Here is a 15,220-nt window from a genome sequence, read left to right on the forward strand (position 1 = left end):
AGCGAATGTAGCAGTAGGCCGGGCAAGCGAAGCGCCCCGGCAACATGCCCGGTAGCGCTTATCTTTTTCAGGTTTACGATTCTTTCCAGAACTTCTGCTTACTCGTTTTCCCAATCCCCGGATTCATACTGTTGGTGGGGTCATTCTCACGGTAAAAACGGGTCAAGGTTTCCGGCGCCTGATACAGATGCCCGACGTTATGCTCTGCCGGATACTGTGCCCCACGCTCGCGCAGGAGTTCCAGCATCTGCTCTTTGAGCGCATGCGCATCCACGCCTTTTTTCACGATGTAATCCTGATGGAAGACGTAACACATAAAGTGACCGTAATAGAGTTTGTGCACCAGTTGACTGTCGATCTCTGGGGGCAGATGCTCGTACCATTCGGTGTCGTTACGACGCAGCGCGATATCCAGCGCCAGAATATCTTCCACCTCATCCGCATGTACGGCCTGATAACGAATAGCCGCGCCAGCCGCCGCAAAGCGGTGCAAGAACGCCTTGCTGCCTTCTTCCGCCGTACAGGCAAAGAAGTCGCCTTCAGCGGTTTTGAAATACTCGCTTAGCCAGTTTTGGGCTTCAGCCACGCCGCCACCGGCCATTTTTAACAGCAGGTGATGCTCGTACTTATCGCGCCAGCTTTTCATGCGCGCCGGTAAGTGGCTGGGGAACAAATGACCAAATTTCTGCATTGCCCGGTCGGTGAAGTGAGGACGGAAAATTTTCACTTTTTCCAGCATCGCATCGGTGCGGCCTTTCAGGGTGAAGAAGAACGGCATTTTGTCGGTGCCGAGCTTGTCGATCATCAGAAACGTATCTTTGCCGTATTGCTCAGCGATGTCGTAAATATCGCGGTGCATATATTCACCGGCGACCGGCAGATGCTCGAATTTTGCCAGAATATGACGGCGGATCTCCGTCAGCACTTCTGGCTGGTTGGTGCCGATGTAAAAGACCTGCTGGTTTTTTTCGGCTTCGAAGGTGTCCAGACGCACGGCAAAGACCGCGAGCTTGCCTGCACAACCGGACGATTCAAACAAGCGATCCGGGTCGGCGTTATAGCGTGCGGGCGTGTCTGCGTCGATATCTCTGACACGGGTAACGTAGTCGTGATCGTGCGCGTGACGCCCGTCGTGGCGAACATCGTCATCTCTAATACGCTCGTCATCCAGTTTGCTCAGGATCTGCTCCGGGGTCTGGCCCAGCTCAATACCCAGATGGTTAACCAGCTGTAATTTTCCCTGTTCGTCAATACGCGCAAACAGCGACATCTCCGTGTATGCCGGGCCGCGCTGTACCAGCGAGCCGCCGGAGTTGTTGCAAATGCCACCGATAACCGAAGCGCCGATACAGGAAGATCCGATTACCGAATGCGGCTCACGGCCAAACGGTTTGAGCGCTTTTTCCAGCGAATAGAGCGTGGTTCCTGGATAGGCCAGCACCTGTTCACCTTTGCCGATGACGTGCAGCTTATCAAGACGCAGGGTGCTGATAATGACAATCTCGCGGTCGTAATCATTACCGCTCGGCGTAGACCCTTCGGTCAAGCCGGTGTTAGCGGCCTGCATCAGGATAATTTTATCCGCGGCGACGCAGGCGCTCAAAACGCGCCACAGTTCTAAAAGCGACCCGGGGAACACGACGGCAAGCGCATCGCCCTGGCCGGAGCGGAATCCCTTGCGATAGCGGGCGGTTTTAGCAGGTTCTGTCAGCAGGTGTGAATGACCCACCAGACGGGTCAGTTCATTCAGGAAAGCTTTATTATCTGTTGTAATGGAAGACATTCTCCACTCCTTGTGGTGGGACTCAATATCAGGAACAAGCATAGCGCTTTGTATGACAATACGCTTTCTCATTCATATTGTCTCTGGTTCGTCTTTTACTGATTCGCGCTGGTTTCGAAAATTAGGAGAATAACCTTAGCTTTCTTTATCGCTCCCGTTTAGTCTTACGGCAAACTGCGGTTTTTGTTATATTTTCGCTGCCTCGTCGGGAAAAAATAAAGAGAGAATCAACATGAAATGGCTATGTTCTGTAGGTGTCGCGGTGAGTCTGGCATTGCAACCAGCGTTGGCGGACACTCTGTTTGGTAACCATCCACTGACGCCAGAGGCGCGGGATGCCTTCGTTACCGATTTACTCAAGCAGATGACCGTAGATGAGAAGATTGGGCAACTGCGTTTGATAAGCGTCGGGCCTGATAACCCGAAAGAAGCCATCCGCGAGATGATCAAAGACGGGCAGGTTGGGGCAATTTTTAACACCGTCACGCGCCAGGATATCCGCAAAATGCAGGATCAGGTGATGGATCTCAGCCGCCTGAAAATCCCTCTCTTTTTTGCCTACGATGTATTGCACGGTCAGCGTACCGTATTCCCGATAAGCCTCGGTCTGGCGTCCTCCTTTAATCTTGATGCGGTCAGAACCGTTGGTCGAGTGTCTGCGTATGAAGCCGCCGATGATGGTCTGAATATGACCTGGGCGCCGATGGTCGATGTCTCGCGCGATCCGCGCTGGGGCCGCGCCTCGGAAGGGTTTGGCGAAGATACGTATTTGACCGCCACGATGGGCAAAACCATGGTGGAAGCGATGCAGGGTAAAAGCCCGGCCGATCGCTATTCGGTGATGACCAGCGTCAAGCACTATGCCGCCTATGGCGCGGTTGAAGGCGGCAAGGAATACAACACCGTCGATATGAGCCCGCAGCGTTTGTTCAACGACTATATGCCACCGTACAAAGCCGGACTGGACGCCGGTAGCGGTGCGGTGATGGTGGGGCTTAATTCGCTGAACGGTACGCCGGCGACTTCGGATGCATGGCTGTTAAAAGACGTGCTGCGCGATGAGTGGGGCTTTAAGGGCATTACCGTTTCCGATCACGGCGCGATTAAGGAACTGATTAAGCACGGCACTGCCGCCGATCCTGAAGATGCGGTGCGTGTGGCGATCAAGTCCGGCATCAACATGAGCATGAGCGATGAGTATTACAGCAAATACCTGCCGGGGTTGATTAAGTCAGGTAAGGTGACGATGGCGGAGCTGGATGACGCTGCGCGTCATGTGCTGAACGTGAAATATGATATGGGGCTGTTTAACGATCCGTACAGCCATCTGGGGGCCAAAGAATCTGACCCGCAGGACACCAACGCGGAAAGCCGTTTGCACCGCAAAGAGGCGCGTGAAGTGGCGCGTGAAAGCCTGGTGCTGCTGAAAAACCGTCTGGAAACATTGCCGCTGAAAAAATCCGCCACCGTAGCGGTTGTCGGTCCGCTGGCCGACAGCAAGCGTGATGTGATGGGCAGTTGGTCTGCTGCCGGGGTTGCCGAGCAGTCGGTAACGGTGCTGACGGGGATTAAAAATGCCATCGGCGAGCAGGGCAAAGTGGTATACGCCAAAGGGGCGAACATCACCAACGACAAAGGCATTGTCGACTTCCTCAACCAGTATGAAGAGGCGGTGAAGGTTGACCCGCGTTCACCGCAGGCGATGATTGATGAAGCCGTTAACGCCGCGAAGCAGTCTGACGTGGTGGTCGCGGTAGTTGGTGAAGCGCAGGGAATGGCGCATGAAGCCTCCAGCCGCACCGATATCACCATTCCGCAGAGTCAGCGTGACCTGATTACCGCGCTGAAAGCCACGGGTAAACCGCTGGTTCTGGTACTGATGAACGGTCGTCCGCTGGCGCTGGTTAAGGAAGATCAACAGGCCGATGCGATCCTCGAAACCTGGTTTGCCGGGACGGAAGGCGGTAACGCCATCGCCGATGTGCTGTTTGGCGATTACAACCCGTCAGGCAAGTTGCCGATGTCTTTCCCGCGCTCTGTCGGACAGATCCCGGTCTATTACAGCCATCTCAATACCGGTCGCCCGTATAATGCCGATAAGCCGAATAAGTACACGTCGCGCTACTTTGACGAAGCGAACGGTCCGTTGTATCCCTTTGGCTATGGCCTGAGCTACACCACATTCACGGTTTCTGATGTGAAACTCTCTTCTCCGACGATGAAGCGTGACGGGACCGTGACGGCCAGCGTGCAGGTGACCAACACCGGCAAACGCGAAGGTGCGACGGTGATTCAGATGTATTTGCAGGATGTTACCGCTTCAATGAGTCGTCCGGTAAAACAGCTGAAAGGTTTTGAGAAGGTGAATCTTAAGCCGGGTGAAACCCAAACCGTTAGCTTCCCAATTGATGTTGAAGCGCTGAAATTCTGGAACCAGCGTATGCAATACGATGCCGAACCGGGCAAGTTCAACGTCTTTATCGGCGTGGATTCTGCCAGAGTGAAGCAGGGCGAATTTGAACTGCTGTAATTGATATCATGCCTGATAGCGTGACGCTTATCAGGCCTGCGAAATCGTACCATCCGGTAAACTCACTTTAGGTTTGCCGGATTTTTTTTATTGTATTATCGCCTTACCGCGAGTAACTCTCAGTGTTACTACCCAATTGCCAGGTTAAGGCTTGATTTTTCGACTATGCTTTTTCCTCAAGTCTCTGAAAAGGGCCGTAAAAGAATGAGGAGTGCAGCATGATAATTTCAAACGTTTGGGTGGGTTCGCTGGCGTTGTTAGCCGCGATCAGCTTGCCCTTACAGGCCGCGTCACCCGTCACGGTCGGTTCAAAAATAGATACCGAAGGGGCGCTGCTCGGCAACATTATTTTGCAGGTGCTCGAAAGTCACGGCGTGAAAACCGTTAATAAAGTACAGCTGGGTACCACTCCGGTGGTGCGTGGGGCAATCACCTCTGGTGAACTGGATATTTATCCGGAATATACCGGCAATGGCGCATTCTTTTTTAAAGATGAGAATGATCCTGCATGGAAAAATGCGCAGGCTGGTTATGACAAAGTGAAAAAGCTGGACGCAGAGCAAAATAAGCTGATCTGGCTAACGCCTGCGCCCGCCAACAACACCTGGACCATTGCGGTTCGCCAGGATATCGCACAAAAGAATAAGCTTGAGTCCCTTGCCGATTTAGGCCGTTACCTGAAAGACGGGGGGACGTTCAAACTTGCCGCCTCTGCGGAATTTATCGAACGGGCTGACGCGCTGCCTGCCTTTGAAAAAGCCTATGATTTCAAACTGAATCAGAATCAGCTGTTGTCGCTGGCGGGGGGGAATACCGCTGTGACGATTAAAGCAGCGGCGCAGCAGACCTCTGGGGTCAATGCGGCGATGGCCTACGGTACCGACGGTCCGGTTGCGGCGCTCGGTCTGCAAACATTAAGCGATCCGCAAGGGGTCCAGCCCATTTATGCGCCAGCGCCCGTTGTGCGTGAATCGGTGCTGAAGGACTACCCGCAAATGGCAGAATGGCTACAACCGGTATTTGCCAGCCTGGATGAAAAAACGCTGCAACGGCTGAATGCCAGTATCGCCGTGGAGGGGCTGGATGCGAAAAAAGTCGCAGCAGACTACCTGAAGCAAAAAGGATGGGTGAAGTAACGGAGTTTGCAGCAGGTGGGTGTTTTGTCGAATATTTCAGTAAATCGGGTGCTGTTGCTGCTGGTGTTTCTTACCATCGCGGCGGCAGCGCTTCCTTTCATTAGCTATGCTCCCAATCGCCTGGTTTCCGGTGAAGGTCGTCAACTCTGGGATATCCGACCCGACATGGCGTGGGGATTAGCGGCGGCCTGTGTGTTGCTGTTTCTTCTGTGCTTTGTACCGGGAAAATCCGGCAATATATTGACGCTTATCGTTAGCCAACTGTTGGTGATTGCGGCGCTGGTCATCGCCGGCACAACGGCAACGTATCTGGCTCAGACGGGTAGCCCGCTGGCCAGAACCAGCCTGGGCAGCGGGTTCTGGTTAGGGCTGGGACTGATGCTGCTGGCAGCCAGTGACGCCATTCGTCGCATCACCGAACGGGCGTCGTGGCGTTGGTTATTGCACGCACAAATATTCATTTTGCCGCTGGTGTTACTGCTCTCCGGTACGTTTAACGATCTTTCTCTGCTTAAAGAATATGCCAATCGCCAGGATGTCTTTAACGACGCGCTGGCGCAGCATCTGACGATTCTGTTCGCTACCGTGGTGCCCGCGCTGCTCATTGGCGTGCCGCTGGGCGTCTGGTGTACTTTTTCTGTCTCCCGTCAGGGGCCAGTATTCGCGGTACTGAACATCATCCAGACTATTCCCTCCGTCGCGCTGTTTGGCCTGTTAATTGCGCCGCTTGCCGGACTGGTGAAGCACTTTCCCTTGCTGGGTTCGCTTGGCGTAGCGGGAACCGGTCTGACGCCTGCGCTTATTGCGTTGGTGCTGTATGCGCTTTTACCGCTGGTTCGCGGCGTAGTGGCTGGATTGAATCAGGTTCCACGCGATGTACTTGAAAGCGCCCGGGCGATGGGGATGAGCGCGCGTCAGCGGTTTATCTCGGTGCAGTTTCCACTGGCGCTGCCGGTCTTCTTGCGCAGTTTGCGAGTGGTGATGGTCCAGACGGTGGGGATGGCGGTGATAGCCGCGCTGATTGGTGCAGGGGGATTTGGCGCGCTGGTCTTTCAGGGATTGCTCAGTAGCGCCGTTGATTTAGTGCTGTTGGGCGTGATCCCGGTCGTTGTGCTGGCTGTGTTGATTGATGCGCTGTTTGATTTAGGGATCGCGCTGCTAAAGGTATCGAATAATGATTGAATTTCGCCATGTCAGTAAAACCTATGGCCAACAAAAAGCTGTCGACGACCTTAACCTGCAGTTAGGAGAGGGCAGCTTTTCGGTATTAATTGGCACGTCAGGTTCGGGCAAGTCTACCACGCTAAAGATGATCAACCGGCTGGTTGAACATGACAGCGGGCAGATCCGTTTCGCCGGGGAGGAGATCCGCAGCCTGCCGGTGCTGGAGTTACGACGGCGCATGGGGTACGCGATTCAGTCTATTGGTTTGTTTCCCCACTGGACCGTCGCGCAGAATATTGCCACCGTACCGCAGCTGCAAAAGTGGTCACGTTCACGTATTGATGACCGAACAGATGAACTAATGGCGCTGCTGGGCCTCGAGGCGAGTTTACGTCACCGTTATCCGCATCAGCTTTCCGGCGGACAACAGCAGCGGGTTGGAGTTGCGCGTGCGTTGGCCGCAGATCCACAGGTGCTACTGATGGATGAGCCTTTTGGCGCGCTGGACCCGGTCACCCGCGGCGCGCTGCAGCAGGAGATGACGCGTATCCATCGTTTATTGGGTCGTACCATTGTGCTGGTGACGCATGATATCGACGAGGCGCTGAGACTGGCGGAGCATCTGATTTTGATGGATGCGGGAAAAGTTGTGAAGCAAGGTACGCCGCTGTCGATGCTTACTGCGCCAGCGAATGATTTCGTGCAAACTTTTTTTGGCCGCAGTGAACTGGGCGTAAGGCTGTTGTCGCTGCGTACGGTAGGGGATTTTATCCGTCGCGGCGAACACTCAGACGGCGAGCCGCTGGTGGATGAGATGACGCTACGTGATGCATTGTCGGTGTTCGTGGCGCGTGGCTGCGATGTCTTGCCGGTCGTGACGCCGCAGGGGTTGCCCTGCGGGACGCTTCATTTTCGCGATTTGCTTTCGGAGACGCCGACCCGTGAAACGTCTTGCTGATCCATTGCTATGGCTTGTTGCGCTGTTTCTGATCCTGTTGATGGGGTTGCCTCACAGTCAGGCCCTGTTTAGTTCGCTATTTCCGACGCTGCCGCGTCCCGTATATCAGCAGGAAAGTTTTACGGCGTTGGCGTTGAGCCATTTTGCGTTGGTGGGGATTTCAAGCCTTATTGCCGTCATCATTGGCACCGGAGCGGGAATAGCGGTAACCCGGCCCTGGGGCGCGGAATTCAGGCCGATGGTGGAAACGATTGCCGCCGTGGGGCAGACATTTCCTCCGGTCGCCGTGCTGGCGATCGCCGTACCGGTGATGGGGTTTGGGCTTGAACCCGCGATTATCGCGCTGATTTTGTATGGCGTGTTACCAATCTTGCAGGCAACTCTGGCGGGACTCGGCGGAATTTCTCCCAGCGTGATGGATATCGCCAGCGGAATGGGCATGAGTCAGGGCCAGCGGCTGCGGAAAGTGGAGTTGCCGCTGGCGGCACCGGTTATTCTGGCGGGAATTCGCACGTCGGTGATTATTAATATTGGCACCGCTACGATAGCCTCAACCGTCGGTGCGAACACGCTGGGCACGCCGATTATCATCGGCCTGAGCGGGTTCAATACCGCCTATGTGATTCAGGGGGCGCTGCTGGTCGCGCTGGCTGCGGTGATAGTTGACCGCGGGTTTGAGCGATTAGCGAGCCACCTTACCCGGCACGTAAAATGAATGTGTAGCCTGCCAGCATGACGCCGCCGATACCGCCGATGGCCATCAGCAGGAAGAGGGTAATGACACCGATTTTAGCTGCGCTCATTATGCACTCCTTATGTGAATCTAAGGATTGTACACGTTTGTTAACAGAATATTAAGATCCGATCCTGGTTGGCTTTAAATACCGAGCGGATAAATATCGTGACCTAACGCGCGCCATTCGTTCAGTTGTTGCTGCTGAGCGGGCGTTTGGCTTTCACCGCACCAGACCAGTAAGGTTCGCCCTTCAAACAGCTCTGGTCGCAATTGGTTTAGCGAGTGGGCGAGGACGTCAACGCGCCATCCCTGCTGGCTGGCTACCCAACCCTCCAGCCATAAGCGGGTGGTATCATGAATGTTCCAGCCGACAACCAGGGCATCTTTCCCCTGTTTCTTGCGCGCCGAGGCCAGACAAATCGCGATGTAGTTGATGAGGACACCGTCGAGGATCCCCAGTAACGCCTGCAGGATCGGCTGCTGACATTGCAGGCGGCGGCGTAACGGAATGAACAAATGGGTGTTGAGCGTTTGTGCGGGATAATCCTGACCGCGCTCTTTGATCCACATCCTGAGGCTATGCAGATTATTACTTTGCAAATAGCTCAACAGCGTCTCTTGCTGTTCGCGCCAGCCGTTATGCACATCAATGTTCTCATTGCTGAGCAACATTTTTACCTTACTGACCTGAACGCCGTTATTTATCCAGCGTTTTATCTCACGGATCCGGTCGATATCCGCGTCGTTAAACAGGCGATGCCCGCCGTCTGTTCGCTGCGGTTTCAGTAATCCGTAACGCCTCTGCCACGCGCGTAAAGTGACAGGGTTGATATCACAAAGCAAAGCCACTTCACCTATTGTGTAAAGCGCCATCGTCGTCTCACTTATGCTCGCGAGGTCCCAGTTTTACTTTAGACGCTCTTTTGCGAACCAGGTAGTTTTGTCTGTTTTTTGATCAATAAATGGGTGAATTTGTAGTCATGCTCGCGCTTTCGAGTGATCGTTCTCACAAATTCCTTTTTTTTTGCAACACTTCAAAGAAAGTTACGCGCAGCCCATGTATGTTACGCGCTTTTAAGTGATGTGTGGTTGGCAGGTATGTACGAGTTTAATCTGGTGTTGCTGCTGCTTCAGCAGATGTGTGTGTTTCTCGTTATCGCGTGGCTCATGAGCAAAACGCGTTTGTTTATCCCGCTGATGCAGGTCACGATCCGGCTCCCGCACAAGCTGCTTTGCTACGTTACCTTTTCCATTTTCTGCATTTTGGGCACCTATTTCGGGCTGCACATTGATGATTCTATTGCTAATACCCGCGCTATCGGCGCGGTGATGGGCGGGCTGCTTGGCGGCCCAGTGGTCGGCGGTTTGGTCGGCCTAACCGGTGGCTTACATCGTTATTCAATGGGCGGAATGACGGCGCTCAGTTGCATGATTTCGACCATTGTGGAAGGTTTGCTCGGCGGACTGGTGCACAGCGTGCTCACCCGTCGTGGTCGTACCGATAAAGTCTTTAGTCCACTGACCGCGGGTGCCATTACTTTTGTCGCCGAACTGGTGCAGATGCTGATCATCTTGTTAATCGCCCGGCCGTTTGACGATGCGTTTCGGCTGGTCAGTAATATCGCCGCGCCGATGATGGTGACGAATACCGTGGGCGCAGCCTTATTTATGCGTATTTTGCTCGATAAACGGGCGATGTTTGAAAAATATACCTCTGCTTTTTCCGCCACTGCGCTCAAAGTTGCCGCCTCAACGGAGGGTATTTTGCGCCAGGGGTTTAACGAGGTTAACAGCATGAAGGTCGCTCAGGTGCTGTATGAAGAGCTGGATATCGGTGCTGTGGCAATTACCGACCGCGAGAAGCTGCTGGCATTTACCGGCATTGGTGACGATCACCATCTACCCGGAAAACCTATTTCGTCGTCGTACACCCAACGGGCGATAGAAACCGGAGAGGTGGTGTATGCCGATGGGAATGAAGTCCCTTACCGCTGCTCTTTGCACCCGCAATGCAAATTAGGCTCGACGCTGGTGATCCCTTTGCGGGGGGAAAACCAGCGGGTGATGGGAACCATCAAACTGTATGAAGCCAAAAACCGCCTCTTTAGCTCGATCAACCGCACGCTGGGGGAAGGGATCGCCCAGTTGCTTTCGGCGCAGATTCTGGCCGGGCAGTATGAGCGGCAAAAAGCGATGCTCACGCAGTCGGAAATCAAACTCCTGCATGCACAGGTGAACCCCCATTTTTTGTTTAATGCGCTCAACACCATCAAAGCCGTGATCCGACGTGATAGCGAGCAGGCCAGCCAACTGGTGCAGTATCTGTCGACGTTCTTTCGCAAAAACTTAAAACGTCCGTCGGAGATTGTGACGCTGGCTGATGAAATTGAGCACGTTAACGCCTATCTGCAAATTGAAAAGGCACGATTTCAGTCGCGCCTGCAGGTGACTTTGACGGTGCCAGATGCGCTTTCGTATCAGCAATTACCTGCCTTTACCCTACAACCTATTGTGGAGAATGCCATTAAGCACGGTACCTCTCAGCTACTGGATACCGGCGAAGTGTCGATTACCGCCCGCCGCGAAGGGCAGTATCTGATGCTGGATATTGAAGATAACGCCGGGTTGTATCAGCCAACGTCTGAGGCCAGCGGATTGGGTATGAATCTGGTTGATAAACGACTGCGCGAGCGGTTTGGCGACGATTTTGGCATCAGCGTAGCGTGTGAACCTGACCGCTTTACCCGAATCACTTTACGACTTCCTCTGGAGGAACTGGCATGATCAAAGTGCTGATTGTCGATGACGAACCGTTAGCGCGGGAGAATCTGCGGATCCTGTTGCAGGCGCAAAGCGACATCGAGATCGTCGGCGAATGTTCGAATGCGGTGGAAGCCATCGGCGCGGTACATAAACTGCGTCCGGATGTCCTGTTCCTTGATATTCAGATGCCGCGTATCAGCGGTCTGGAAATGGTTGGCATGCTTGATCCTGAGCATCGTCCGTATATTGTTTTCCTTACTGCGTTTGATGAATATGCGGTGAAAGCTTTTGAAGAACACGCGTTTGATTATCTTCTCAAACCGATTGAAGAGGCGCGACTGGAAAAAACGCTGAGCCGTTTGCGTCAGGAGCGCACAAAACAGGATGTATCGCTACTGCCGGAGAATCAGCAGGCGCTGAAGTTTATTCCGTGCAGCGGCCACAGCCGAATCTATCTGCTGCAAATGGATGACGTGGCGTTTATCAGCAGCCGCATGAGCGGCGTGTATGTGACCAGCAGCGATGGTAAAGAAGGTTTCACCGAACTGACGCTCAGAACGCTGGAAAGCCGTACACCTTTACTGCGCTGCCATCGGCAGTATCTGGTGAATATGGCGCAATTGCGGGAGATCCGTCTGGAAGAAAACGGTCAGGCCGAACTGATTTTACGCAACGGGCTGACAGTTCCGGTAAGTCGCCGTTATCTTAAAAGTCTAAAAGAGGCGATTGGACTGTAAAACTGATACACTGCGCGCCATTGCATCACCGACAGTTGAAGGCTCTATGCTAAGTAACGATATTCTTCGTAGCCTGCGCTACACCCTGAAAGCGAACAATAACGACATGGTGCGTATTCTTGCGCTTGCTGACATGGAATCCACCTCCGCAGGTTTTGATACCTGGATGACAAAAGAAGATGAAGCCGGGTTTATTCGCTGCCCGGATATCATTCTCTCCGGATTTTTAAACGGTCTGATTTATCATCTGCGTGGTAAAGACGAGTCTGCGCCGGAACTGGCGCTTGAGCGTCGTGTTAACAACAATACGGTGCTGAAAAAGCTGCGTATCGCCTTTTCGCTGAAAACCGATGATATTCTGGCCATTATGACCGAGCAGAAGTTTCGTGTGTCGATGCCGGAAATTACCGCCATGATGCGCGCGCCGGACCATAAGAACTATCGCGAATGCGGCGATCAGTTTCTGCGTTATTTCCTGCGGGGTTTGACGTCGCGAGTGCACAAAACGAAAGCGTAAAACGACGCTGGCGACCGCGATGAATTTCGGGTCGCCAGGATGTTATTTCACCTCTTTAAAACCTGCCGATTCCATTACCGTTTGCATTTGCTTCATGCTGATATTTTTATCGGCTTTCTCAGAAAGCTTCATCCCGGAAATTGCCTGTAACGCTTTTATATCGACTTTTTCCATATCGATAGTGACATTTTCCTGCGCGTAGGTGTCTGTATAGGTGAGCTTTTCTTCTACGCCTGCAATATTTTGATATTTGGCGCTTAACGCGTCGAATACTTTTGCGGCTTCCTCTTTATTGCTGGCGCCGACAGACGCATAGCTGATTTTACTTTCGGAGCTTTGTTTCAGAACTTTGTCACCTTTATAGGTGTAAGAGACGGTGATATCCGAACCGTTAAGATTGGCATTGAATGTTTTCGTCTCTTCTTTTTCACCACAACCCGCCAGGGAAAAAACCACAACCGATGCCACGGCGAGAGAAACTAATTTTTGTAACGCTGTCATGTAAAACTCCATTTTATGAATATCGAATGCTAAATAATAATTCTAATGAATATGATGGGGCCGGGCGGCCTTAATAGCAGAGCAGTATAGAATAAATCTAATAGCGATGGCTAAGCAGTCCGAAAATGGAGTGGGGGAGTGTGTTTAAGATTAAAGGTAAATCCCTCAGCAAAAAAAAAGCGCTGCAGTTGCAGCGCTCGAGATGTCTGATTTATTTCACCTGTTGGCCAGGTTTTGCGCCTTCGTCCGGGCTTAACAGGAAGATATCTTTCCCGCCAGGACCTGCCGCCATGACCATCCCTTCAGAAATGCCGAAGCGCATCTTACGAGGTGCCAGGTTAGCAACCATAATGGTCTGACGTCCAATCAGGGTCTGCGGATCCGGATAGGCAGAACGAATACCAGAGAAGACGTTACGCTTCTCGCCACCGAGATCCAGCGTCAGACGCAGCAGTTTGTCAGAACCTTCCACAAACTCGGCGTTTTCAATCAATGCCACGCGCAGGTCAACTTTGGCGAAATCGTCAAAGGTAATGGTTTCCTGAATCGGGTCATCCGCCAGCGGGCCGGTTACTGGTGCGGCAGCGGCCTTCACTTCTTCTTTCGACGCTTCCACCAGCGCTTCAACCTGTTTCATGTCGATGCGATTGTAGAGCGCCTTAAAGGTGTTGACCTTGTGACCGAGCAGCGGTTGCTTAATGGCATCCCAGCTCAGCTCGCTGTTCAGGAAAGCTTCTACACGTTCAGCAAGCGTTGGCAGAACCGGTTTCAGGTAAGTCATCAGGACGCGGAACAGGTTGATACCCATGGAGCAGATCGCCTGCAGGTCGGCATCGCGGCCTTCCTGTTTAGCAACGACCCACGGAGCCTGTTCGTCAACGTAGCGGTTTGCCACATCGGCCAGCGCCATGATTTCACGGATAGCTTTACCAAATTCACGACTTTCCCATGCTTCGCCAATCACCGCAGCAGCGTCAGTGAAGGTTTTATACAACGCCGGGTCGGCCAGTTCAGCCGCCAGTACGCCGTCAAAACGCTTGCTGATAAAGCCTGCGTTACGTGATGCCAGGTTGACTACTTTGTTGACGATATCGGCGTTTACACGCTGGACAAAGTCTTCCAGGTTCAGGTCGATGTCATCAATGCGCGAAGAAAGCTTCGCCGTGTAGTAGTAACGCAGGCTGTCGGCGTCAAAGTGCTTCAGCCAGGTGCTGGCCTTAATGAAGGTACCGCGAGATTTGGACATCTTCGCACCGTTTACCGTCACATAACCGTGTACAAACAGGTTGGTCGGCTTACGGAAGTTGCTGCCTTCCAGCATTGCCGGCCAGAACAGGCTATGGAAGTAGACGATGTCTTTACCGATGAAGTGATACAACTCAGCGTTGGAATCTTTCTTCCAATACTCATCAAAACTGGTCGTGTCGCCGCGCTTATCGCACAGGTTTTTGAACGAACCCATATAGCCAATTGGTGCGTCCAGCCAGACGTAGAAGTACTTGCCTGGCGCATCCGGGATTTCAAAACCGAAGTATGGGGCATCGCGGGAAATATCCCACTGCTGCAGGCCGGATTCGAACCATTCCTGCATTTTGTTGGCGACCTGCTCCTGCAACGCGCCGCTGCGTGTCCAGGCCTGCAGCATCTCGCTGAATGACGGCAGGTCAAAGAAGAAGTGTTCGGAGTCGCGCATTACCGGCGTCGCGCCAGAAACGACGGATTTCGGCTCGATAAGTTCGGTCGGGCTGTAGGTTGCGCCGCAGACTTCACAGTTATCGCCGTACTGATCCGGAGATTTACATTTCGGGCAGGTGCCTTTAACGAAACGGTCCGGCAGGAACATGCCTTTTTCCGGATCGTAAAGCTGGGAGATAGTACGGTTCTTAATAAAACCGTTCTCCTTCAGGCGCGTATAAATCAGCTCAGACAGCTCACGGTTCTCTTCGCTGTGCGTAGAGTGGTAGTTGTCATAGCTGATGTCAAAACCCGCAAAATCAGTCTGATGCTCCTGACTCATTTCACCGATCATCTGCTCTGGCGTGATCCCAAGCTGCTGTGCTTTCAGCATGATTGGCGTACCGTGTGCGTCGTCCGCGCAGATGAAGTTAACCTGGTGGCCGCGCATTCGCTGGTAACGGACCCAGACATCAGCCTGGATGTGCTCCAGCATATGGCCGAGGTGGATAGAGCCGTTGGCGTACGGCAGCGCGCACGTTACCAGAATTTTCTTCGCGACTTGAGTCATAGTGGGCAATTACTTCTTTTGTAGTGAAAAGGGCTTTGATAGTACCAAAATGGTAATTACTGCGCCAAGCGATAAGGGCATTTATCCGTAAATGAATAATTGTTGCGGTTGGAGTAAACTACCTGGTGACTATTGTATTTTCAGAACAAC

The 15,220-nt window shown here is 53.0% G+C and carries 13 protein-coding genes; 8 read left to right on the forward strand and 5 right to left on the reverse strand.

What is annotated here, in order from left to right; genetic code table 11:
* Nucleotides 1-73: 73 nt before the first annotated feature.
* The gene (dld, locus tag OGV52_RS22555) at nt 74-1,783 is read right to left on the reverse strand and encodes a D-lactate dehydrogenase (protein WP_016153698.1); all 1,710 of its coding nucleotides are present in this window, start codon (nt 1,781-1,783) and stop codon (nt 74-76) included.
* 232 nt (nt 1,784-2,015) lie between these two features.
* Between dld and bglX the strand changes: the two genes are divergently transcribed.
* The 5 genes from bglX to OGV52_RS22580 all read left to right on the forward strand — a co-directional run bounded on the left by bglX (nt 2,016) and on the right by OGV52_RS22580 (nt 8,286).
* On the forward strand, nt 2,016-4,313 hold the full coding sequence (bglX, locus tag OGV52_RS22560; protein WP_072034073.1) for a beta-glucosidase BglX: 2,298 nt from the start codon (nt 2,016-2,018) through the stop codon (nt 4,311-4,313).
* A gap of 218 nt (nt 4,314-4,531) precedes the next feature.
* On the forward strand, nt 4,532-5,449 hold the full coding sequence (gene osmF / locus OGV52_RS22565; protein WP_287109193.1) for a glycine betaine ABC transporter substrate-binding protein OsmF: 918 nt from the start codon (nt 4,532-4,534) through the stop codon (nt 5,447-5,449).
* A 15-nt stretch (nt 5,450-5,464) separates the two neighbouring features.
* The gene (locus tag OGV52_RS22570; RefSeq protein WP_287109195.1) at nt 5,465-6,631 is read left to right on the forward strand and encodes an ABC transporter permease; all 1,167 of its coding nucleotides are present in this window, start codon (nt 5,465-5,467) and stop codon (nt 6,629-6,631) included.
* On the forward strand, nt 6,624-7,571 hold the full coding sequence (locus OGV52_RS22575; RefSeq protein WP_016153694.1) for an ABC transporter ATP-binding protein: 948 nt from the start codon (nt 6,624-6,626) through the stop codon (nt 7,569-7,571). The genes OGV52_RS22570 and OGV52_RS22575 overlap by 8 nt, the downstream gene beginning before the upstream one ends.
* Nucleotides 7,555-8,286: an ABC transporter permease gene (locus OGV52_RS22580; RefSeq protein ID WP_049281973.1), complete on the forward strand. Its 732-nt coding sequence runs from the start codon at nt 7,555-7,557 to the stop codon at nt 8,284-8,286. The genes OGV52_RS22575 and OGV52_RS22580 overlap by 17 nt, the downstream gene beginning before the upstream one ends.
* On the opposite strand, the gene OGV52_RS22585 is transcribed toward OGV52_RS22580, so the two are convergent.
* Nucleotides 8,267-8,374 (reverse strand): protein YohO, encoded by a 108-nt coding sequence (locus tag OGV52_RS22585; protein WP_003027354.1) that lies wholly within the window; start codon nt 8,372-8,374, stop codon nt 8,267-8,269. The two genes, OGV52_RS22580 and OGV52_RS22585, sit on opposite strands and share 20 nt — an antisense overlap.
* Nucleotides 8,375-8,448: 74 nt before the next feature.
* Complete coding sequence (mlrA, locus tag OGV52_RS22590) at nt 8,449-9,180, reverse strand: HTH-type transcriptional regulator MlrA (RefSeq protein ID WP_016153692.1); 732 nt, start codon at nt 9,178-9,180, stop codon at nt 8,449-8,451.
* Between the two features lie 225 nt (nt 9,181-9,405).
* On the opposite strand from mlrA, the gene OGV52_RS22595 reads away from it, so the two are divergent.
* The 3 genes from OGV52_RS22595 to OGV52_RS22605 are packed head-to-tail and all read left to right on the forward strand — an operon-like array spanning nt 9,406 to nt 12,324.
* A complete protein-coding gene (locus OGV52_RS22595) occupies nt 9,406-11,091 on the forward strand; it encodes a sensor histidine kinase (protein ID WP_016153691.1) in 1,686 nt (561 codons plus the stop codon).
* Nucleotides 11,088-11,807, forward strand: a complete 720-nt coding sequence (btsR, locus tag OGV52_RS22600; RefSeq protein WP_016153690.1) for a two-component system response regulator BtsR — start codon at nt 11,088-11,090, stop codon at nt 11,805-11,807. The genes OGV52_RS22595 and btsR overlap by 4 nt, the downstream gene beginning before the upstream one ends.
* Nucleotides 11,808-11,853: 46 nt before the next feature.
* The gene (locus tag OGV52_RS22605) at nt 11,854-12,324 is read left to right on the forward strand and encodes a YehS family protein (RefSeq protein ID WP_016156965.1); all 471 of its coding nucleotides are present in this window, start codon (nt 11,854-11,856) and stop codon (nt 12,322-12,324) included.
* Nucleotides 12,325-12,366: 42 nt separating this feature from the next.
* Here the strand turns inward: OGV52_RS22605 and OGV52_RS22610 are convergent, their stop codons facing one another.
* Both OGV52_RS22610 and metG read right to left on the reverse strand, forming a co-directional pair.
* Nucleotides 12,367-12,825, reverse strand: a complete 459-nt coding sequence (locus tag OGV52_RS22610) for a YehR family lipoprotein (RefSeq protein WP_200051541.1) — start codon at nt 12,823-12,825, stop codon at nt 12,367-12,369.
* 211 nt (nt 12,826-13,036) lie between these two features.
* Nucleotides 13,037-15,070 carry a methionine--tRNA ligase gene (metG, locus tag OGV52_RS22615; RefSeq protein WP_181221519.1) on the reverse strand — a complete coding sequence of 678 codons (2,034 nt, stop codon included), beginning with the start codon at nt 15,068-15,070 and terminating at the stop codon, nt 13,037-13,039.
* Nucleotides 15,071-15,220 lie beyond the last annotated feature (150 nt).

This window comes from Citrobacter sp. Cb041 (genome assembly GCF_030336655.1).
Classification (GTDB): domain Bacteria; phylum Pseudomonadota; class Gammaproteobacteria; order Enterobacterales; family Enterobacteriaceae; genus Citrobacter; species Citrobacter braakii.